The 19909-nt window shown below is 44.2% G+C and carries 17 protein-coding genes; 5 read left to right on the top strand and 12 right to left on the bottom strand.

Going from position 1 to position 19909, the window contains the following annotated elements:
- Positions 1 to 165: 165 nt before the first annotated feature.
- From fabG to DEALDRAFT_RS02040, 4 genes are all read right to left on the bottom strand, one after another.
- Positions 166 to 906: a 3-oxoacyl-ACP reductase FabG gene (gene fabG, locus DEALDRAFT_RS02055; protein WP_008514383.1), complete on the bottom strand. Its 741-nt coding sequence runs from the start codon at positions 904 to 906 to the stop codon at positions 166 to 168.
- Positions 907 to 1144: 238 nt separating this feature from the next.
- Entirely contained in the window at positions 1145 to 2824 is a 1680-nt protein-coding gene (locus DEALDRAFT_RS02050) for a class I adenylate-forming enzyme family protein (RefSeq protein ID WP_008514381.1), read from the bottom strand.
- Positions 2825 to 2900: 76 nt separating this feature from the next.
- Complete coding sequence (locus tag DEALDRAFT_RS02045; RefSeq protein ID WP_040378329.1) at positions 2901 to 4208, bottom strand: GntP family permease; 1308 nt, start codon at positions 4206 to 4208, stop codon at positions 2901 to 2903.
- Between the two features lie 408 nt (positions 4209 to 4616).
- On the bottom strand, positions 4617 to 5981 hold the full coding sequence (locus DEALDRAFT_RS02040) for a sigma-54 interaction domain-containing protein (RefSeq protein ID WP_008514378.1): 1365 nt from the start codon (positions 5979 to 5981) through the stop codon (positions 4617 to 4619).
- Positions 5982 to 6200: 219 nt separating this feature from the next.
- Between DEALDRAFT_RS02040 and DEALDRAFT_RS02035 the strand changes: the two genes are divergently transcribed.
- The 5 genes from DEALDRAFT_RS02035 (at position 6201) to DEALDRAFT_RS02015 (ending at position 9363) form a co-directional block, all read left to right on the top strand.
- The gene (locus DEALDRAFT_RS02035; RefSeq protein WP_008514374.1) at positions 6201 to 6482 is read left to right on the top strand and encodes a type II toxin-antitoxin system Phd/YefM family antitoxin; all 282 of its coding nucleotides are present in this window, start codon (positions 6201 to 6203) and stop codon (positions 6480 to 6482) included.
- Positions 6479 to 6889, top strand: coding sequence for a putative toxin-antitoxin system toxin component, PIN family (locus DEALDRAFT_RS02030; protein WP_008514372.1), 411 nt, complete (start codon positions 6479 to 6481; stop codon positions 6887 to 6889). Before DEALDRAFT_RS02035 ends, DEALDRAFT_RS02030 begins: the two co-directional genes overlap by 4 nt.
- A gap of 139 nt (positions 6890 to 7028) precedes the next feature.
- Positions 7029 to 7385, top strand: a complete 357-nt coding sequence (gene tnpA / locus DEALDRAFT_RS02025; RefSeq protein ID WP_008514370.1) for an IS66 family insertion sequence element accessory protein TnpA — start codon at positions 7029 to 7031, stop codon at positions 7383 to 7385.
- Positions 7375 to 7731, top strand: a complete 357-nt coding sequence (gene tnpB, locus DEALDRAFT_RS02020; RefSeq protein ID WP_008514368.1) for an IS66 family insertion sequence element accessory protein TnpB — start codon at positions 7375 to 7377, stop codon at positions 7729 to 7731. Before tnpA ends, tnpB begins: the two co-directional genes overlap by 11 nt.
- Positions 7732 to 7827: 96 nt before the next feature.
- The gene (locus DEALDRAFT_RS02015) at positions 7828 to 9363 is read left to right on the top strand and encodes an IS66-like element ISDeal1 family transposase (RefSeq protein WP_008514365.1); all 1536 of its coding nucleotides are present in this window, start codon (positions 7828 to 7830) and stop codon (positions 9361 to 9363) included.
- Positions 9364 to 9554: 191 nt separating this feature from the next.
- On the opposite strand, the gene DEALDRAFT_RS02010 is transcribed toward DEALDRAFT_RS02015, so the two are convergent.
- From DEALDRAFT_RS02010 to DEALDRAFT_RS01975, 8 genes are all read right to left on the bottom strand, one after another.
- Positions 9555 to 10166: a lactate utilization protein gene (locus DEALDRAFT_RS02010; protein WP_008514364.1), complete on the bottom strand. Its 612-nt coding sequence runs from the start codon at positions 10164 to 10166 to the stop codon at positions 9555 to 9557.
- Positions 10167 to 10260: 94 nt separating this feature from the next.
- Positions 10261 to 11637 carry a hypothetical protein gene (locus DEALDRAFT_RS02005; protein WP_008514361.1) on the bottom strand — a complete coding sequence of 459 codons (1377 nt, stop codon included), beginning with the start codon at positions 11635 to 11637 and terminating at the stop codon, positions 10261 to 10263.
- 55 nt (positions 11638 to 11692) lie between these two features.
- Positions 11693 to 12175, bottom strand: a complete 483-nt coding sequence (locus tag DEALDRAFT_RS17475) for a DUF1653 domain-containing protein (RefSeq protein ID WP_008514359.1) — start codon at positions 12173 to 12175, stop codon at positions 11693 to 11695.
- A 21-nt stretch (positions 12176 to 12196) separates the two neighbouring features.
- Positions 12197 to 17026: a RecQ family ATP-dependent DNA helicase gene (locus tag DEALDRAFT_RS01995; protein ID WP_008514357.1), complete on the bottom strand. Its 4830-nt coding sequence runs from the start codon at positions 17024 to 17026 to the stop codon at positions 12197 to 12199.
- A gap of 181 nt (positions 17027 to 17207) precedes the next feature.
- Positions 17208 to 17459, bottom strand: a complete 252-nt coding sequence (locus DEALDRAFT_RS01990; protein WP_008514355.1) for a hypothetical protein — start codon at positions 17457 to 17459, stop codon at positions 17208 to 17210.
- Positions 17460 to 17477: 18 nt separating this feature from the next.
- Complete coding sequence (locus DEALDRAFT_RS17470) at positions 17478 to 18179, bottom strand: HIT domain-containing protein (protein ID WP_008514352.1); 702 nt, start codon at positions 18177 to 18179, stop codon at positions 17478 to 17480.
- Positions 18180 to 18192: 13 nt separating this feature from the next.
- A complete protein-coding gene (locus DEALDRAFT_RS01980; RefSeq protein WP_008514349.1) occupies positions 18193 to 18579 on the bottom strand; it encodes a (deoxy)nucleoside triphosphate pyrophosphohydrolase in 387 nt (128 codons plus the stop codon).
- 163 nt (positions 18580 to 18742) lie between these two features.
- Positions 18743 to 19897: a cysteine desulfurase family protein gene (locus tag DEALDRAFT_RS01975; protein ID WP_008514347.1), complete on the bottom strand. Its 1155-nt coding sequence runs from the start codon at positions 19895 to 19897 to the stop codon at positions 18743 to 18745.
- Positions 19898 to 19909: the final 12 nt, after the last annotated feature.

Raw genomic sequence — 19909 nt, 5'->3', positions numbered from 1 at the left:
TTAACAATCACCACTTCTCTTTATGTTACCTCCTCCCTTGTAGTAGGTTAGGCTATAGAAAACAAATAATGGATAGCAGTAAAGTGCCAATAAGTAAAGGGAATTAACCTATAGCTAATTCCCTTTACTAAAGCTTTAAAATTCTATTATAAACTGTCCGGAAATTTACAGAACAAGCCCCCCGTCAACGTTTACTACAGTCCCATTTAGAAAATCAGCTTCAGACGAAGCTAAGAACAAGTAAACCTTAGCAACATCTAAAGGCTGCCCTAATCGTTTCAAGGGTGTTTTTTCCTTTATCATCTCCAGTAATTTTTCCGGGATCTTCTTAGTCATTTCAGTTTGAATATACCCTGGAGCCACAGCATTTACAGTAATCCCTTTTGGCCCAAGCTCCTTGGCCCAGGACTTTGTCATACCTATTACCCCGGCTTTGGTAGCTGCATAATTAGTCTGGCCAACGTTTCCATAAACGCCCACAACAGAAGAAGTATTTATTATCCTGCCGCTGCCCTGTTCAATCATTTTGGCAGCAACTTCACGGCTACAGTTAAAAACCCCTTTTAAGTTTATATCTATAACTCTGTCGAACTGTTCATCAGTCATTTTTAAAAGCATACTATCCTGCGTAATTCCGGCATTATTAACCAATACATCTACTCTGCCATATTTCTCTATTGTAAAATCCACCATTTCTTTTACCTGCTTACCGTCAACTACATTAACCTTGAAAAAACTTACCTCAAAGCCTGCATCTTTTAATTCAGCCACTGTCTTTTGGCCGTTTTCTTCACTAAAATCAGCCACAACAACCTTTGCACCTTCTTTACAGTAAAGAACTGCTCCCTCTTTTCCTATACCGGAACCGCCACCAGTTATGATTGCTACTTTGTCTTTTAGTCTCAAACGATATCACCTCTAATATTGTATTTTTTACACCTGCAGCATTCTTTGCAGTAGTAATTGGTCTTCTCCAATTTATCGTATTCACCCTAATATCGCAACAAGACATTGCATGATTAACCAAAGGATGCCGGGGCAAGCAGGAAAAGAAGAAATACCGGCCTGGGAAGTTCCAGACCGGCACCATCTTTCCCATAAACCCATCTATCTCATTTCTTTAGCCATTTTCAACATCCTGTTGTTATCCGGCGTCCCATTTCCCTTCTTTTCTCAGCCTTTCAATCACGGGAAGCGCCATCTCTTTTAGCTGCATTTTGTCTACCTTGGTTACCCGGGTGAGGGGAAAATCTTTTTCCCGGGGCCAGATTTCTACGTGCTGAGGACGCTTGTAAGAAGCAATTCCCTTCTTACAGTATTCCTGAATCTCTTCCGGGGTAAGGTCTATCCCTTCCTTGGGCTTGACGAAGGCAAAAATTCCGTCATCGAAGATATTATGGGGCATGCCCACTACCTCTACCTGCTCCACCCCCGGATGGGAGGCGATATATTCCTGCACCTCGTCGGGGAATACCTGGTAGCCCTTTTGCTTAATTACAAACTTTCTCCTGCCGGCCAGGTAAAGGGCGCGGTAAGTGCCCATCTCCTTGAAATAACCTACGTCACCGGTATAGAGCACCCCGTCTTGGCTTATATTTTTGGCTGTCTCCTCCGGCTGCCGGTAGTAACCCAAAAACACAATAGGGCCTTTTACACATATCTCCCCCACTGCGCCGTCCGGCAAGGTATCCCCGGCATATCCGTCCTCTCTCATGGTTTTTCTGATGGTAACAGTAGCCAGCTCTTCGATGGAAGCCCCCACCTGTCCCGCCATCTCCTCCACAGATATCTCCTTGGGGGTGAAGGTATACATTCCAGCCGTCTCACTCATACCCATGCCTGTGCCGAAATAAGGAGCCATCTCTGACAACTTCTTTAGAAAGGCGCTGTCCACCCCTGCCCCTCCGTATATGGCAAACTGCAGGCTGCTCAGGTCAAACTCCCCATAATCGGGCAAGACCCACTGCATCCTAAACTGGGTAGGTATCTGACCCAGGACGGTCAGGCGGTGCTTCTCCACCGCCTCCAGGCTCATCCGAGGGTCAAAGATCCGCAACAGTACCGCCGTTCCTCCCATAAAGAGGGTGGTCATAAGCTGCTCGGTTACGCCTCCCACATGGCTGGGGGGTAGGTTAACCAGCATGCTCATATCTTCTCCTTCCAGGCCTATACCGAGCCCCAGTACACGGTTCTGAATAATTACGTTTTCGTGACAGAGAACGGCGGGCTTGGGCTCACCGGTGGTTCCGGTGGTAAAGATAATCAGGGCCGGGGTTCGGGTATCTACCTGATTGTAGACCTCCTGCAGCATACTCGCAGGTACGGCGGGAGGCTCCTGCAGGCTGGCCGCCGAGACCGCTCCCCCGACCAGCTCCTCGGCGGAAGGATCGGAGCTAAACTGTACCAAAAGCTCTACCGACGGGCAATTATCCCTTACCGCCTCCCCCACCTCTCGAAAATCCCTCAGCGGAGTTTTTCCGAGAAAGAAGAAAGCCTTCGGCTCAATCTTACCCAGATCCCTCACCACTTCCTGAGGCTGTAAACGGAGATCCAGGGGAGCAATTATGGCGCCTACTTTAAAGCAGGCATACATCAGAAAAACATGTTCCGCCAGCATAGGAAGCATGGTGGCTACCCGGTCGCCAAAGCCGATCCCTTTTTCCAAGAGCTTAAGGGCCAAAAAATCTACGGTGCGATCCATCTCTTGGTAGCTATAGCTTCTGCCGTTTTCATGTTGAATAATTGCAGCTCTTTGGGGGATTTCACGGGCCCACTTCTCGATATATGAATTCATTAGCGGGAGTTTCCATTCCTGCTGATTCATAACATCTCTCCTTCCTCTTCAATTAGATAAATTAACACGTCCACTGCAGAAGCCTTATTACTATCCCGCTCTTCGGTTAGTAGATGGCCAGGGCCAACAGGATGGCCGGTACAGTAGCCACAACCGGTGCCGCTACTGCGGTCCAAAATACGTGCTTGTAACCTTCCTTGTGGGTTAACGCCGTGGCTACCAGCAGGGTTACCACCGCACCGTTGTGGGGAAGGGCATCAAGGCCACCGCTGGCTATGGCGGATATACGGTGAATTACTTCGGGAGCCACTCCCATCTCCAGGAAGGAGGGAGCCAAATGTTCCAAGGCAATGGCCAACCCGCCGGAAGCCGAACCGGTAACCCCTGCTAAAACGTTAGTAGATACCGTCAGGGAAACCAGAGGACCGCCGGGCATTCCCAGCAGAGCAGCGGAGATTACCTCGTAGCCCACCGTGGCCGCCACGATAGCTCCAAAGCCAACTACGGCGCAGGTGTTGAGAAGTGGCATGATGGAGTTGGCCGCACCCTGGTTCAGCGTGGTGACCTGGCTGGGAATGCGGGTGACAAAAAGAAGTGCCGCCAGGACTATCCCTATTACCAGGGCCAGAATAATGTTATCCAGAACATTCAGTACCACCAGAAGTACAACCGGGGGTACCAGGCTCAGCAGCAAGTTGGGAGCCGGCTGATCTTCTCCCCCGGTGCCGGCGCCGGCAATACTTTTGGCTACGGTGGCTTCTTCATATCCCAACCCCTGCTCCTGGACATGGTCCAGGGATTTTTTGATGTAGAATAAGCCTATGGCCAGGGTAACGACGGCAGCCACCATACCTACCAGAGGGGCAGCGGTGGCGGGGGTGCCCAGAACCTGCATGGGGATAACGTTCTGTATGGCGGGAGTCCCGGGCAGCATGGTCATGGTAAAGGTGGCCGCCCCCAGGGCAATGGGGCCCAGCACCATGCTCCAGTGGATGTTTAGCTCCTTAAACAGGGACCTGGCCAGGGGAAGTACCGTAAATACCACCACAAAGAGTACCACCCCGCCGTAAGTTAAAACGGCGCAGATAAGCACGATGGCCAAAAGAGCACGAAAAGGCTTATCCCGACCGGTAATGTTCAGCAAGCCGTACGCAATGGAGCGAGCGGCCCCGCTGTCCTCCATAAATTTGCCAAACACTGCTCCCAATAAAAAGATCAGGAAGAAGCGTTGAACAAAGCCGGCCAGCCCTGCCATGTACACTTCGCCCAACCCTACCATTAAATCCATGCCGCTGGTTATTGCCACCAACACGGAGCAGACAAGGGCCGCTATCAAAATGCTAACACCGCGCATGGCCAGGAAAACTAATAGTGCAAGAGAAACTATGATGCCAATTACACTGATAATCTCCATTTCCAACTCTCTTCACCTCTTTTATAAGTTTTGGCTCGAAGCAACTCCAAACTATTTACCCTCTTCGCTCTCATCCCCCTCTCCCCATAATAACTTTGAGACCAAGGTTACCATCATTAAACAGGACTGTCTTTTCATCCAAACCCAAAACTCTTCTTTGACTATTTTGAAATGCAATACTTGTGCCACTATTCAGATAGCAACACTCTCAGAAAACCGGGATCCTTTGTTCCCTTTATGGGGCTGAAGTGTCGTAGTGGTGTCGATATGGAATTAATAGTTGAAATGGTGTAAACAAAAAAACAGGCTGTCACACAGCAGCCCGTTTTTGAATCCGGTGTAGATATAATCGACACTGTTGAATAATTCTACACCGGGGAACGACAAGTGAGCCCTATCGGCACATAATTATCCGTTATTTCTTTTTAGTTTATTATAAATAGTAGAACGATGTATGCCCAGAATTTCTGCCGCACGGCTTTTATTGCCGTTACAGGACTCCAGCACCCGGTGGATAATCTTCGCTTCCAGATTCCTCAAGGTGTTGGAAGAGCGTGAAGTTTGTCGGCCGGAGCTGGACAAAACCCGCGGCAAAAACCAGTTTATATCCGCAAGTCCAATAACATCTCTCTGGATCACATTCATAGTCCTCTCCAGGACATTGTAAAGCTCCCTGACGTTTCCGGGCCAGTGGTAGCTTTGAAAAACCTCTTCAACCTCCGGGGTGATACCCTTTACTTTTACACCCAGGCGGTGGTTTAGTTCCCTGATAAAGTGAACTACCAGGCAGGGTATATCTTCCATGCGCTCCCGTAAGGGCGGAATGTGCAGCTCAATAACGTTTAGGCGGTAGTAGAGATCCTCGCGAAACTGTCTATGCCGCACCAGCTCAGCCAGGTTTTTATTGGTTGCCGCCACTATACGCACGTCCACCTGCAGAGGCTCTGTCCCACCTATCCTCTCAATTTCACCATCCTGGAGCACCCTTAGTAATTTAGCCTGGAGCCGCGCCGGCATCTCTCCTATTTCATCCAGGAAGAGGGTGCCTCGGTTAGCCAGCTCAAACTTACCGGGCTTTCCGCCTTTCCTTGCGCCGGTAAAGGCTCCTTCTTCGTAGCCAAAAAGCTCTGACTCCAGCAGTTCATCAGGTATGGCAGCACAGTTAACTTTAATCAAATGACCGAAGCGCCGCTTGCTGGACAGATGCAGGGCATGGGCAAAAAGCTCTTTTCCTGTCCCGGTCTCACCGGTCAGAAGCAGGGTTGAATCATTTTTAGCAATGCACGCCAGCTGCTCTTTTACCCTGTTAATAGCCGGAGAGATGCCTAAAATATTCTCCAGGGAAAAGCGTGCTCCCCGCAGCTTTTCCACTTCCGAGCGGTAATAGTTCAACTCGGCATCCAGATACCTCAACCGACCTAAAAAATCCCGCACTTCATCCATACCCCGGAATACGCTAAAGGCCACCACACCGATTACTTCCTCTCCCCTTTTTATGGGGACACGACTGATAATGGCAGTTTCACCTTTAACTTCCCAAACCTGAGCTATCTCGGGTTCTCCGCTTTTTAGCACTTCGGACATACGGGAATGAGGAATAACCTCAGTAACCGGTTTCCCAATTGCTTCCTTGCGATCAACCCCCAGTATCTCCGCATAACCGCGTGTCAGTAAAACTATGCGGCTATTTCGGTCCACCACCAGGGCTCCTTTGAACTCATCAAAAGCTTTTTCCAGCAATTCATAGATTTCAATATCCATATCAGCCAGCAAAGGCACAACTCCTCTCCACATTGTTTGGGTGTGGGGCTGGTCATTTCACACTACCCCTTCATCATTTCTTTTCAGAGAACTTCCCGTCAATTAAAGTTTATCACCGCAGCGATGTAAAAAGACCTGACCAACGTAAGGTTTGGGAATGGAACTGCTGAGCTTTACTAATGATGCACGATTGTGTATACTGTACGTAACACGATAAAAGGAGTGCTTGTAATGAAATTTGTTTCTGTGCGCGACTTACGCCAGAAGTCCGCAGAAATATGGGGGCTGCTCCGTGAAGAAGGAGATGTGGTCATCACCTCAAACGGCAAGCCCATAGCGCTACTCTCAGATATAGGTGAAGCAAATGTAGAGGAGTATCTGCAAAACAGCCGTCGTCTTCGTGCCACAATGGCTGTTAACTCTATGCAAGAACGATCCCGGCAACAAGGTCTAAACGAGCTCAGCGATGAGGAAATTGAGGCAGAAATTAAGGACACGCGGCAGAAAAGATGAAGGTAGTACTGGATACTAATGTACTCGTTTCAGGGCTACTGAAGGCTTTTAGCAGCGCCGGTACAATTGTACGAATGATTTCTGCGGGATCATTAACGGTTGTCTACGATGCCCGCATTATATCTGAATACAGGGACGTACTACACCGTCCGAAGTTTGGTTTTAAGCCCAGCGAAGTTGAAGCCCTGCTTGCCCAGATAAAAGCTGAAGGCATCACAGCCAATGTACAACCGCTTCAGTTTGCTCTCCCTGACAAGGATGATGAACCCTTTCTCGAAGCTTCCCTTGCCGAAAAAGCAATCCTCGTTACCGGCAACAAAAAACACTACACTATTCCTACCAACCTAAACATCCAGATTTTAAGCCCAAGTGAATTTTTAAATCTCTGGCAGAGAGAAAATAATTAGCCAACATAACCCGTTTTTAAAACGTAAGCGTACAATAAGTCGGTGTATGGCAACTCCCCTAATTCTATGAGACAATTCCTTAAATTAGAGTTTTTAGAGTTTTTCGACCAGGTCTGAAAACTCCAAAGGAGGTCTTGACTTGAACACTAGGGAAGTCACTAGAAAGTACCGGCTGAATCAATGGACTCAAATTATCCGGGAATGTCGCAGTAGTGGGCAAACCGTCAAAGCATGGTGTGCTGACAATGGCATCAATCAAAAAACTTACTACTACTGGTTGAAGAAGGTACGTGAGGCAGCCTGCGAAAGCCTCCCATCTCTCGAGGAAAACAGCTCAATTGTACCCGTAAATATTCCGGCAAGTTCAGATGGCCCTGGCCCAGAATCTTCTTCACAAATTATCCTGCGTTTTGGCTCTGTCACCTTGGAGCTCCGCAACAATGCCTCGGAGAAGTTGATAGAAAACACTCTAAGGGCACTTCAGAATGTTCGGTGATATCTCAAAGGCTGAAAAGGTCTACATTGCTTGTGGGTACACCGACATGAGAAAAGCCATTGATGGGTTAGCTGCTATTGTCCAGCAGAACTTTCAGCTAAATCCTTTTCAGAATAGCGTGTTTCTCTTTTGCGGCCGGCGCCGTGACCGACTAAAAGCACTTTACTGGGAAGAAGATGGATTCGTGCTCCTGTACAAGCGATTAGAAAACGGGAAATTCCAATGGCCGATGAGTGCCGAAGATGTTCGCACCATCACCAATCAGGAGTTCAGATGGCTCCTGGAGGGACTGTCCATTGACCAACCCAAGGCTGTTAAAAAGCTAAAAATAGAGTGTGGAATTTAGCTTTAAAAAGCGCCGACAATGCCCATAAATACTGGCTTTTTGGAGGTTTTTATGTTATACTAAATATAGCAAAAACACCAAAGGAAACCATCATTTATGAGCGCATCCGAGCAGTTAAAAAAGCTAGAGAACCGTATATCCGAACTGGAGCAGGAAAACAAAAAGCTCCATGATACAGTCGATCATTTGACACGTAAACTTTTCGGAAAAAGCTCTGAGAAGACATCGTCTCTACCTATGGGGCAGATGTCTCTTTTTGATGAAACAGAAATTACGGCTGATCCAAAGGCTCCAGAGCCTGATCTCAAGGAAGTACAGGGATATCGCAGAAAGAAGTTTCCCGGCCAACGGGCGGAATTACTAAAGGATCTTCCGCGGGACAAACGTCTCTGTACGCTAGTTGAAATGGATCGCTTCTGTGAAGAATGCGACACTACCCTTATATTTGTCGGTGAAGAATTCGTCCGTACCGAAATTGAGTTCATTCCTGCCAAAGTCAGGGTGATCGATTACTACCGTGAAACCTTTGAGTGTCGTACCTGTCGTAAGGATGGGAAACCCTACATGGAGAAATCTCCGATGCCCGATCCAGTAATCCAGCACTCCATGGCATCTCCATCCACAGTCGCCTGGGTCATGCATCAGAAATTCGTCAATGCCCTTCCCCTTTACCGGCAGGAAAAGGAATGGCAGACGTTAGGGGTAAGCTTAAGCCGTGCGACGATGGCCAATTGGATTATGGTTGCCTCCCGTGACTGGCTGTTGCCCTTGGTAGAGCTGATGCGCAAGAAGCTGTTGGATGAACATTACTTGCACGTTGATGAAACCACTGTGCAGGTAATGAATGAAAAGGGACGTAAGAATACAACCGATTCTTACATGTGGGTGTACAGCTCCGGCAAGCATGCCGAACACGCCATCCGGCTCTTCGAGTATCAGCCGGGAAGAAGTGGCAAATACCCGCAGGAGTTCCTCAAAGACTTCAAAGGTTATCTTCACTCCGATGCTTATGTCGGTTACAAGAAGATTCCTGAAGTTACAAGATGCCTCTGTTGGGCGCATGTCCGGAGGAAGTTCGTGGATGCGCTTCCGAAAGACATTCATCGCCCGGAAGCCACCCTTGCAAGCGAAGGCATTGCCTTCTGCAACAAGCTTTTTGAGATTGAAAAGGCTCTCGAAGAGCTTTCGAGTGAAGATCGCAGATTAGAGCGTGTGAGGCAGGAAAAACCTGTTTTGGATGCTTTTTGGGCATGGATTCATTCCAACAAAGACAAGGTTCTCCCAAAGTCCAAATTAAACGAAGCCTTGCACTATGCTCTGAACAATAAGGAAGAGCTCATGAATTATCTTAAAGACGGCAACTGCTCAATTTCCAACAATCTTGCAGAAAACAGTATCCGTCCCTTTACAATTGGACGAAAGAACTGGCTCTTTAGCGGAAGCCCAAAGGGTGCTACAGCTAGCGCAGCCGTTTACAGCATCATTGAAAGTGCCAAGGCCAATGGCCTGAACCCATACAAGTATCTGCATTTCATCTTTAGCCAACTTCCTGGCGTATTATTTAGGCAGCATCCAGAGTTTCTGGAAGACTGTCTCCCTTGGAGCCAGGAGGTTCAAGAAAACTGCAAATAGAAGAAACGAGGGCAAAAACTCAGTTTACACTGGTTTTTGCTTTTTTTCTACCCACTATCTTATTAAGCGCTTACTTTAAAACAATTAAAACAGCCGTAAATTCCATGGAATTTACGGCTGTTTCACTTTTGTTTTCAGCAATCTTTTTATCTTCAACTCACCAACTGACGCCCAGCCAAAAAAATAGCCTGTTAGAATCCTAAATTCTCCCCCACAAGCAATACATGCATCTTTACCCCGTTAGGATTTCCTTCAATAATTGTTGTTACGTTACACATCCGCTCTGCCGATGAACAATCTGTACAGTTGTCCGTCTCAGCGCAAGGCGTCTCTAACTGCAACCTTCTGGCATTCTGTGGACAAGCCACCTTTTTAATACGATCCAAAGTAGCCTCTAAATCATTAACAATCTTATTCTTACCGGCAATAATCACTACCTTTTCAGGCCCAAATATCATAGACGCCACCCGATTACCTCGCCCGTCAACATTCACCAACCGTCCGTCCAGGGTAATAGCATTTGTACTGCTGAGATAAACATCAGCCAGCATCGCCTGCCGAAGTGTTTCCTGCACTTCCTCCTGCTTAACCCGCCAGTGCCAGAATACTCTGCATCCTCTCTCCTTTAACACTGACTCCACATCCAACTCCTGCACAGTCATCGACCCACCGATGCCTACACTGCAGCCTTTTGCAACCAACCCGGACAATTCCCCCAGAGCCTGTTCCTTATCTGCAGCATATGAACAGGAGATACCCCGCTTCTTTAGCGCCTGCAGCACCACTTTAATGTTTTCCTGCATTGTCAACCTCCCGCAGTAAACCGAATATCTAGCTTTAACTAATAGACATATGTACTATGGAACCGCATGCCTTTAAGCCTAACAATATATGCCCCTATTTGCTGGTAAAGTGTTTGCCTTTTCTCCCATACGGTCCTTCCATTTCCGCTGGCCAGTGCTTAGGTTGCGTGGTGGGTCCGGCCTTATACTGGCTACATTTATCTTTAGATAAATACGCATCAAAGCATTCTTTTCTTAAGATGCAATTCAAACAGAGATTTTCAGTGATCTTCTCTTCTTTCTTTTGTTCATTATTTACAGCTACCTTTTCCCGGTGGACATTGGTTCCCTGATAAGCAGCCTGAAACCGTTCCCATTCTGTCCGTAAGCTTTTTCGCCCTATTTTCTCCAGAAGGGAATCCCAGTCCTTCCCGGCTTTAACTCTAAGGCAGTTTTGGTAGTACCTGTACATCTGCTCTATTTCACCTCGTGATGCATATGCAGCCATATTACTGTACAGCCTGGCGGCTGCAGACTTAACCTGCTCTGGCTTCCCTAATCCTCTTAACTCACTAGCTGTAATCTCATTTATATCACTGCAGACATCCCTGATAATTCCTAAAAGTATTTTAGCGGTATCTTGATTTGGCACAGCCTTACTGCTCACTACAGATCGATTTACTCTACCAGACCGTCGCCACTGCTTCATTTCAGCAATAAATTCATCTAGCTTAACAGGTTCCTGCCTATTCATGTAAAACAGGGCATCAATGGCAAAGGGGTCTCCTTTTTGCAAAAGCATGCCTAAAGATAATGGCACAACATCATCACCTAATTGTCGTAGCTTCTTTATAGCCTGGTCGTTATGATACTCCATAACTAGCGGCCAAACTACCGTTAATGGGAAATCTATCGGCGTTATTTCCCCTATAGCTATTTCCCGCAAAAGATACTTGCTCAATTTGGCCGCAATTGTTTCACCAATGCCATAAACCTTTGTAAGCTCTATATAGAAATCAGAAGCATCTACTGAACTTTTTACCTGAACACATCTCTTATGAAGGCTATCCACTATTTCTGCAGCGCTTAGTAAAGACGCAGCATAACTTACCTTAGACACACCATCCAATGTATAATCCCCAATATACTCTCTCGCTAGAAATGCCTGTAAATCAGACTGTGACATTTTACTTACTCGTGTTGGTTCTGCCAAACCCATTGCTTTAAATCTTGCAGGAATCCCCTGCTCACGGTCTTTAATTCCCCAAATATATTCGAAGCCTCCTGCCGCACCTGTAAAAGGGCGTCGGTCATAAGTGGCTGTAACTAACATTAGAAAAAGATTAGCAGGAGACTGAACAAGAGTTGCCCGGGTAAAACCAGCCGAACCAAAACCTTTAACCATTTGAGGCAAATGTTTTTCCTGGTATGTTTCGAAAAGCAGCTGTGACAATTCTTCAGCAATAAGAGCTTGGAGCCTTGAATTTGTCATGCTAACTCTCACCTCTCTCTTGTCATTTCACCAGTTCAATAATAATAGTATTAATTCAATCTCTCGAATTTTCAGGAATTTCTTCAAACCTGTCAATAAACTTACCATCAATCTCAACTTTCTCAGAAAACATCGCTAACGGCCTAACCCAGACTTTACTTGCGTCATAACGATCCTGGTATACTACAACTTTTTCTAATGTCTCAGAGTTCTTCGCTAGCAACAAAACTATATATTCGGTTCCTTTATAATGCTTATATCTACTACCAATCTGGACACTTCGCTCCTGTGTCGCCGTTTTTTCGAAAACAACAAATTGCCCCATCTCCACAGCATCAACCTTCCAACCAGCCTCCAGCCATGCATCTGCTTGAATATGCCCACCGTTTGCCCACCATGTCCTGTGCTTATAAGCAGATTGTGGCAACTCAGATTGAATAATTTTTTCTAACTCATCGTAATGCATCTTAATAACAATAGTATCGTTGTCAATACCTGTTAAATAATCTTTTAATCTATCATATTTTCTACCAGTCATAATCCCACCTCCAGTAAACACCTAATACTTCTCCAACCTTACATTTTGCTCTGATTCTATTCTCTCAAAATGTAATTCCGGCAGAACAATTCTTACTTCCTGATCCTCTTCTTCATTTCGCCAGAATACAATAAAGTTAATTTTGGCATATTGGGGCTCATAACCATTTTTCTGAACCCGCTCGATTCGCTCCGCACACCTTCTGGAAGGTTTGAGCACCCGCATACCCTTATCCGTCAGCCATTCCCCGTCTTTATACTGCAAAATATCACCGCTTAGCAGGGAGCCAACTACATTCTGCCGCCGGATAAAATAACTTAGCCATACATCCCGATAACTTAGCTGCATAGCTAGTTTTTCCGGTAATTCGTACTGAGCGCTATCTTGAAACCTTCTCAAATTCTGCGCCTGGATATGATTGAGGTAACCTCCATTAAGATGGATGGTTAGGTTGCTTTTTGCTCGTGTCATTGCCACATAAAGCTGTCGTTTCTTCTCCTCTGTGTTTAAATTGAAGTTTTCAAGCAAAAGAAAAACATTATCAAATTCTTTTCCTTTCGCCTTATGAATGGTAGAGACAAAAATAGTCTCTCTCGAATTTGCATAAAAATCTTCCAGTTTAGATTCTTTAATAAAGACTTCAAAATCCGTTATATACTTTCTTTTTGGATAGATGGCTTCAAAATCCAAGATTATTCTTTTGCAAATATCCAGAATCTCACTTTTGCCATATCTATTTACCAAAGACCTTTTTGCCCTATTCCAGATATCATCACTCACTATTGATGTTGTAGGATCAATCGATAGTTGCGCCAGAAAGAATCGCAACTCCACAAGATCGTATAAATAAAAGCCCTCATTGGTTTGAATCAACCTTGCCGGTATTCCCCTTTGCAACAACAAGCCTGTCACCTGAAGTGCTTCATCATTGGTTTGAGTCAGCACACAGGTACTTCCCACAAGCTCGGTAGCAGCAAGATCTTCCACAAAGGGAACGAGCAGATTATTTTTAAGGTATTGCAAAATGCGTATATCTCCGTTTTCCTTGCTGTGTCCCATAATTTCATTTTTCTTTAAACGACCTCGTATCAGCGGTGCAAACTGGTTCGTAAAATGAACCAGATTTCTTTTGCTGCGATAGTTCTCCAGTAGCTCATAATGTGCCGCCTGATTTTCCACCATAAATTCTCTCAGATATTTGGAACTTGAGCCACGGAATTCATAGATGTTTTGATCATCGTCTCCCACTGCTATGACTCGCATATCTTCATTCTGCGCCATTAAAGTCTGCACCAGGTTAAATACATCCTGATCCATGTCCTGCGCTTCATCAAGGACAAGGACTGTTTTTGTAATTCTACCTGGCTCGACTTCCCCATTGCGGATTTTTTCAATTGTAGCTTTTACTACGTCGTCAAACTTCTCAGCATTGCCGACTCTGCCCATTAAATCAAAACAATAAGAATGGAAGGTCTTAATCTCAATAAAATTAGCCGCACCACCTATAAGTTGTGTGAGTCGTTTCTTAAACTCAGTAGCTGCAGCGCGAGAGAAAGTAAGCATCAGTAGCTGCTCATGCTTCACATCTTCCATCAAAATCAGAGAAGCTAATTTATGAACCAGCACTCTGGTTTTTCCGCTTCCCGGGCCCGCTAAAACAGCAATATGCTTGTTTTGATTATCCTTAATAATGTTTAACTGTGTCGGTGACAACTCACCAAACAATTGCCTGAATTTGCTGGGACTAATATTTCTTCTAATTTCCTCTCCTCTGCTTCCCTGAAAGTACTTGTTAAGAAAAGAGGTATAATTTAAGCGGAAGTAATCTTCTACAAACTGCAGGGCGTCCCGGTAATTATCAATCATCTTTTTGGCATATTCCCCGACAATATGAATCTGCTGAACTTTGTTTTCATAGAACTGGCCCAGCTTCTGATAATCCTCAATTTTATAGCGTATTTTATTATCTTCCTCCAGCCGTTCAATGGTCATAGGATTATAGACCACCAAGAAGCCGCCTTCAATCTTTATTGACTCAATGCGGGATAGATAGAAAAGAGTATCCTCAATATCTGCAATACCAGCATCAATTTTAAACAGGCTCATGCTCTCTTCATATGCTTTCTTTAATTCATTTACCGAAAAGTCAACCAGTATTTCTTCAGAATGAGGTTCACTTTTCAACTTACTGCCTTGAGAAAAAAGATATTCAATTATAAATTTGGCAAGCTCCTGCCTTTTTTCTAATCGTTCCTGGAACTTTTCTTTTGACTCTAAAACAATTAGTCGGATATGGTTTTTCGAGTACTCCAGGTTCTTATATTTAACCATCTTTTTAATGGTCCAATAATTTAAGATCACACGTATCTTATTGGGCGTTACATCATTGCATCCTAATCTTTCCAACTCTTCGTTTAGTTCTTTCACATTATAGGTAGCCTCTTCTTCTCCCAAAACCGTAACAAGGTTTTTTTCAATACAGCTATAAGATAAAAAAAGCTGCAAAGAACGGTTTGTCCTTTCCCCCTGCTTAATATAGGCCGAAAGATCCTTGGCATCTGCCAGAATTCGTTCTTCCCTTAGCAGGTTTAAGGTGCTAATAACCTTTTCTCTTTCAATCCCAAGCTGGTCTGAGATATAATCCACCCGTGACTCCGCAGCCTCATCTTGGGCCTGACTCCGACTTCTGCTGGAAATAAGCTTTTTTATTATCCGTATAGCATTTTCCTTTTCTTTTTCATCAAAAAGCTTAGAAGCATTGATTTTATCAATAGCCTCCATTGCGTTTCTACAAAGGATACTATCGGCAAAGATCTTTGGCATATTCTGCCCCCGCCGAATATACCCCGACTCTTCCAAAGCCGCAATAGCAGTTCGCACCCTTGTTTCTATTTCACTAATACCTTCATCCCAACCAGCCTTTCTGGCAATTTCCAAAGCCGACTGGGAGGCAGTCTTGCGAAAACGTGTAACCCCCTTGATTGCTTTCCAAACCTGCTGTATTTCCTTAATATTGATTTTAGTCTGATTCAGTAACACAAAGTGTTTATCTAAATCATCGTCGCAATATAAAATATAGCAGTCCGCCGTAATTTGCTCATCCCGTCCGGCTCGTCCCGCTTCCTGAATATAATTTTCTAAAGAATCTGATATTTCAAAGTGAATAACCATGCCCACATCTTTCTTATCAACACCCATGCCAAAAGCAGAAGTGGCCACCATTATAGGCACCTCTCCGGCAATAAAGGCATCTTGGTTCTCGGACTTTTCCTTCTTATCCATCTTACCGTGATAGGGCTTGGCCAGATACCCGTCCTTGGTTAGCCTTTCGGCAAGCTCATAGGCTCTCCTTGTCCTTGAAACGTATACAATGGTGGGGCATTCTTTCTGTTGTATTAAATGCCTCAGCGTATTATATTTTTCTTCCTGGTCCCTTTTCTCAATAACTTTGTATCTTAAATTAGTCCGGCTAGCACTGGAGCTAAATACCTCCAAATTTATAGCCAACTTATTCTTAAAGTAGTCCTGAATATCTTCAATTACCTTTTGCTTAGCAGTAGCGGTAAAACAAGATACAGGAATTCCTTCTGCAAGGTTCTTTTTCTCCTGGATTGTTTTAATAAAGTCGCCAATATACAGATAATCCACACGAAAATCCTGCCCCCAGGCAGAAAAACAGTGAGCCTCATCAATAACAAAGCGAACAATCTTTCTGCCCAGCAAGATATGTTCAATGGTCCTAGACCGTAATGACTCCGGCGATATATATAAGATAGAAGCTGAGCCGTCCGCCACTCTCTCAAAAGATTTCGCCCGTTCGATGGGATCTAATAATCCATTGATGGTCACAGCATCGGTTATACCCGCTTTTTCCAGATTATCAACCTGGTCCTTCATCAAAGACTGCAACGGAGAGATAACAACGGTAAGCCCTTTTACGTTTTCTCCACTCATTAAAGCAGGCACCTGAAAAGTAATGGACTTCCCACCCCCGGTAGGAAAAATAGCCACCAGTGACTTATTATCAATTGCCGCCTTCACCGCGTTTTCCTGCAGCGGTTCCCCTCCAAAAGTACGATATGAATCAAATCCAAAGAACCACTTCAGCCCCCGCCGCGCATCCAATGCTTGTTCACAATATGAGCAACCCCTAAGACAAGGACGATTCCGTAAAAGATCCATAATCCGTTCCACTTCAGGATAGTTCTTTAATATCCAAGGTGGTGTAACAGAAAATCGATCCTTCACATTAATCACTGCCAGAGCAAAAGCCAAAGCAACAGGATACTCTGCAATTAATGTGCTAAGATCCACATCTCCACAGATCTCTGAAGCAAAATGTTTTTTAATAAGTAGTACCGGTTCCTCTACAACCGCCTCATATCCCAGATATGTAAAAAAGGACCGAAACTCTTTTTGATCCTGCAACAACAAATAAAAAATCTGCTTTAACGGTTCTTCTAAACTATTAAAAGCCATCACTTCATCAGCAAACAACTCTTTGACTTTAATTGAATCATTTACAGGATTATTTAGTTCGTCCGTTTGCAGCTTTTCATCTTTTACAAGGGCATGGTAAGGCTTCTTGGGAAACAATAACGCAGATAAATATAGGGTATCTATTACGTTATCAGTCGATATCCCAGAGTTCTCTAAAGCTGACTGTATGTATTTTAAGTCATGCTTAATGATATTATGGCCGCATAAATAGTCGGCACTTTTAAGAAAACTGATAAACCCAGCCATGGATTTGGAATGAAAGACATTTCCGGCATCATTAATGCCGCCAATATCCAAAATGGCGCCAGTACGAGGTTGCACTTCCAGATCAATGTAGGCGATGGATTTCATTTTCATACCCCTTTGCCATACCGGCAATATGCCAGCTAAATGCTGCTCCCCTCATTATCTGGTATTTTTCGCCATTAACATACAGAATCCCTTCAATTTCCCATACTTATCCATTTTCATCCTGTCTCAAACAACAAAAAAAACCAGCATATTCATGCTGGAACAATCGCTCGTGTTAATTTTAATTAAACTCAAATTCTCTAACCAAGATATCGTATAATGCCTTAGCTGAATCATAATCAAATTGCATGGTCTGACTAGTTTTCCCCTTATGTACCCGGTCAACTGAACCATAGGTCTCAATCTGCAGGACTTTCTGTTTAGGATCTCTTGCATACTCCGGGAACACAAAATAGGACGAATTTACAGGGCCATGAATCCTTTGATTCCTTGGCTCCTTTTTCATAAACTCATTAGCTCTAATTAAGGCCATATTCCCTTCCCCCTTAAATTAGTTCTTTACCCGCTCTAAAAATATTCTCTTTTCAAATCCCCCACACTCATCAAATTTCTTATCAACCATAGATTCAAGTTCTTGCCACTCCAGCCCTTGATCTTCTACCAAACTCCTTAACACCTGCAATATATCTGCTAGTTCCTCAGCAGACCTAGTATTCGAATACTCTCTAACCTCCTCCCAGAGCTTCTCCTTTAATAAATAACTGTACTCCTCTTCATCTGCCACCCTATAAACCGGCTCTTTCCCTGAAGCTTCAATTATTGCTGGGATCTTATCTCGTACAAGTTTATTGTAAACTTTCTCATCAGCCTCATCCTCCAAAGGATAAGAAACAATACTCTTCTTAATCTTTCTAATCCCACCCCGGGGATTCTCCACATCCCCAGCATATCTGGGAATTACATGTACATGTAGATGAAAAACTGTCTGCCCCCCGGCCTCACCCACATTAATACCAACATTGTATCCATCAGGCTGGTACTCCGCATCCAGCACCTCTTTAACTTCAAAAATAAGCTCATTTATAGCACTAAGCTCTTCCTGACTGGCCTTAAAATATGTGGCCACATGCCTTTTTGGCACTACCAGTACATGCCCTTTATTTACCGGGAAATTATCGTAAAAAGCCTTAGCCAGCTCATTTTCACAGATTAACCCGGCACCTTCTTTTCTGCAAAAGATACACTCGTCCATTATTCTTCCCTCGCTAATTAGAGTCTGACAACATTTCAATAAACGGTACATCTGCAGGAGCCAATCTGACTTTATTTAAATCTTCTACATTGATCCATACATACCGGTCATGGTCGGTTAATTTAATATCCCCTGCTTTTACACTGCATTTATAGGCTAATAGTTTAATCGGCCCTTCCTGATAGAAATGAACATTCTCTCCCACATAGTCACCTATCTCGATCTCTATATTCATTTCTTCATTCAGCTCTCGAATAAGGCTCTGTTCTGGGCTTTCCCCAGCCTCTACCTTGCCACCGGGAAACTCCCAGAAGCCAGCCATCTTCTTTCCCTGTTTTCTTTTAGCAATAAGGACCTGTCCTTGGTGATTTTCCAATATTGCTGCTACCACATCTATCATCTAATCACGCTTTCTAATCAAAATATTAAAAACCTGACCCCATTTTCTCTCTATTTAAAATTAATATCCCTTTATAAGGATGATTATATTTAAACCAAACCCAGGAGAAGTTAACCATTTTGAGATTATGGTTAACTTCTCGCGTCTGGCTTTCGCCTCACTGTTAAATTACTTTGTTCAATAACAAATTATACGCATCAGTGATTTCCTTTACAGCAGTCATTATCTCAGCCTCTGTAGTAAACCTGCCGATTCCAATTCTAATTGTTGAATTCGCGTATTCCCTTGACAGACCTATTGCTGTTAATACATAAGAAGGTTCTATTGCGCCTGTATTGCATGCCGAACCGATGCTTAGCGCCAGTTGTGGTAAATTTAGCAATAAAGCATCCCCTTCTACACCTGGGAAAGTAATATTACTGTTTCCTGGCAATCTATTATGCTCATTGCCATTAAACTTAATATCTGGAATGTTTTTCTTCAAGCTACGCTCAAATAAATCCCGCAAATCTTTGGTTTCACTTGACTCTAGCACCATCTCTTCTTCACATATTAAGCAAGCCTCTGCCATACCTATAATTCCAGGAACATTATGAGTTCCCGGGCGCAGTCCCAACTCCTGATCACCACCCCAATATAGGGGCTCCAAAGAACGCCTTAAGCCTTTTCTTATAAACAGAGCACCAACTCCTTTGGGTCCGTAAAGCTTGTGCGAACTAATGGATAAAAAATCAACATCGAAATGGGCTACGTCTACAGGAATTTTGCCTACTGCTTGAGCTGCATCACAATGGACCAGAGCTCCTGATTCTTTTGCTATGTTAGATATTTCTACTAATGGTTGTATAGTACCTATCTCATTATTACAGGCCTGTATAGAAACAAGTAAGGTTGTTTCATCAATGATATCTTTAGCACTTTCTAAAATTACGGCCCCAGTATGATCAACGTCCAAATAATCAATGACCAGCCCGTGTTTTTCGAGATACTCGCAAGATTTTAAGACTGATTTGTGTTCGATTGGCGTAGTAACAATTTTATTACGCTTTCCTTGATATGTCCTAGCCAATCCCAATATAGCGAGATTATTACTTTCTGTGGCTCCGCTTGTAAATATAATTTCTTTTTCATTAGCGTTAATAATACTAGCAATTTTTCTACGTGCTTCCTCAATATGAGACTGAACCATGCGTCCTGCATAATGGTAATTATTTGACGGATTAGCATAATCCTCTTCAAAATAAGGAAGCATTACCTTTAGGACTCTCGGATCACATGGAGTTGTCGAGTGATAATCCAAATATATCACTTTACTCATGAAAATCCCACT

Origin of the sequence: Dethiobacter alkaliphilus AHT 1, assembly GCF_000174415.1 — a bacterium.
In the GTDB taxonomy this organism is placed as follows: Bacteria; Bacillota; Dethiobacteria; order Dethiobacterales; family Dethiobacteraceae; genus Dethiobacter; species Dethiobacter alkaliphilus.
This window is presented reverse-complemented; position numbering and strand designations above follow the sequence as displayed.

What these genes read in the sequence shown, in the direction of transcription:
- DEALDRAFT_RS02005 (WP_008514361.1), bottom strand. Translation starts at nt 11,637, where the DNA reads ATGACAAATTCAAGGCTCCAAGCTCTTATTGCTGAAGAATTGTCACAG.
- DEALDRAFT_RS02015 (WP_008514365.1), top strand. Translation starts at nt 7,828, where the DNA reads ATGAGCGCATCCGAGCAGTTAAAAAAGCTAGAGAACCGTATATCCGAA.
- tnpB (WP_008514368.1), top strand. Translation starts at nt 7,375, where the DNA reads ATGTTCGGTGATATCTCAAAGGCTGAAAAGGTCTACATTGCTTGTGGG.
- DEALDRAFT_RS02030 (WP_008514372.1), top strand. Translation starts at nt 6,479, where the DNA reads ATGAAGGTAGTACTGGATACTAATGTACTCGTTTCAGGGCTACTGAAG.
- DEALDRAFT_RS01995 (WP_008514357.1), bottom strand. Translation starts at nt 17,026, where the DNA reads ATGAAATCCATCGCCTACATTGATCTGGAAGTGCAACCTCGTACTGGC.
- DEALDRAFT_RS01980 (WP_008514349.1), bottom strand. Translation starts at nt 18,579, where the DNA reads ATGATAGATGTGGTAGCAGCAATATTGGAAAATCACCAAGGACAGGTC.
- DEALDRAFT_RS02035 (WP_008514374.1), top strand. Translation starts at nt 6,201, where the DNA reads ATGAAATTTGTTTCTGTGCGCGACTTACGCCAGAAGTCCGCAGAAATA.
- DEALDRAFT_RS17475 (WP_008514359.1), bottom strand. Translation starts at nt 12,175, where the DNA reads ATGACTGGTAGAAAATATGATAGATTAAAAGATTATTTAACAGGTATT.
- DEALDRAFT_RS01990 (WP_008514355.1), bottom strand. Translation starts at nt 17,459, where the DNA reads ATGGCCTTAATTAGAGCTAATGAGTTTATGAAAAAGGAGCCAAGGAAT.
- DEALDRAFT_RS02050 (WP_008514381.1), bottom strand. Translation starts at nt 2,824, where the DNA reads ATGAATCAGCAGGAATGGAAACTCCCGCTAATGAATTCATATATCGAG.
- DEALDRAFT_RS02045 (WP_040378329.1), bottom strand. Translation starts at nt 4,208, where the DNA reads ATGGAGATTATCAGTGTAATTGGCATCATAGTTTCTCTTGCACTATTA.
- DEALDRAFT_RS02010 (WP_008514364.1), bottom strand. Translation starts at nt 10,166, where the DNA reads ATGCAGGAAAACATTAAAGTGGTGCTGCAGGCGCTAAAGAAGCGGGGT.
- DEALDRAFT_RS01975 (WP_008514347.1), bottom strand. Translation starts at nt 19,897, where the DNA reads ATGAGTAAAGTGATATATTTGGATTATCACTCGACAACTCCATGTGAT.
- DEALDRAFT_RS17470 (WP_008514352.1), bottom strand. Translation starts at nt 18,179, where the DNA reads ATGGACGAGTGTATCTTTTGCAGAAAAGAAGGTGCCGGGTTAATCTGT.